Origin of the sequence: Inquilinus limosus MP06 (assembly GCF_000767795.1) — a bacterium.
GTDB classification, from domain to species: domain Bacteria; phylum Pseudomonadota; class Alphaproteobacteria; order DSM-16000; family Inquilinaceae; genus Inquilinus; species Inquilinus limosus_E.
This window is the reverse complement of record NZ_JANX01001069.1, coordinates 1-954: the sequence shown is the minus strand read 5'-3', so window position 1 is coordinate 954 and position 954 is coordinate 1. Positions and strand designations below refer to the sequence as shown.

The 954-nt window shown below is 75.9% G+C and carries 1 protein-coding gene; it reads left to right on the top strand.

The features are described from left to right. On the top strand, positions 1-954 hold a 954-nt coding region (locus P409_RS35235), incomplete at both ends, for a molybdopterin oxidoreductase family protein (RefSeq protein ID WP_034849760.1).

Below are 954 nucleotides of genomic sequence, written 5' to 3'. Positions count from 1 at the left end.
GCCCATATGGGCTTCGAGGACCCGGCGGCGCGCGACCGGCTGCGCCGCTTCTGGCGGGCGCCGCGGCTGGCCGAGCGCCCGGGGCTGAAGGCGGTGGAGCTGTTCGACGCCGTCGCCGCCGGCCGGATCAAGGCGCTGTGGATCATGGCGACCAACCCGGCCGTCAGCGTGCCGGACGCCGAGCGGCTGCGCCGCGGCCTGGCCCGCTGCGAGCTGGTCGTCGTCTCCGACGTCACCGCCGAGACCGACACCGCCCGCCTGGCCGATGTGCTGCTGCCCGCCGCCGGCTGGGGAGAGAAGGACGGCACCGTCACCAATTCCGAGCGCCGGATCTCGCGCCAGCGCCGCTTCCGCCCCCTGCCCGGCCGGGCCCGGCCGGACTGGTGGATCGTCACCCAGGTGGCGCGCCGCATGGGCTTTGCCGCCGCCTTCCCCTATGAGGACCCGGCCGCGATCTTCCGCGAGCACGCCGCCCTGTCCGCCTTCGAGAATGACGGCGGGCGCGCCTTCGACATCGGCGCCCTGGCCGGGCTGGACCGGGAGGCTTATGACGCGCTGGAACCGGTGCAGTGGCCGGTTCCCGAGGGCCGACGGCTGGGCACGACGCGGCTGTTCGCCGATGGCCGCTTTCCGACGCCGGACGGCCGCGCCCGCTTCGTGCCGGTGCGGCACCGCCCGCCGGCGCATCGCCCGGACCGCGACCGGCCGATGCTGCTGAACACCGGCCGGCTGCGCGACCAGTGGCATACCATGACCCGCACCGGGGCGGTCCCGCGCCTGGCCGCCAACAGCCCGGAGCCGGCGGTCGAGCTGCATCCCGACGACGCCCGCCGCCATAACCTGGCCGAGGGCGACCTGGCGCGGCTGAGAAGCGGCTGGGGCCGCGCCCTCGCCCGGGTCCGGATCACGCCCGACCAGGCGCCGGGCCAGGCCTTCCTGGCGATGCACTGGAAT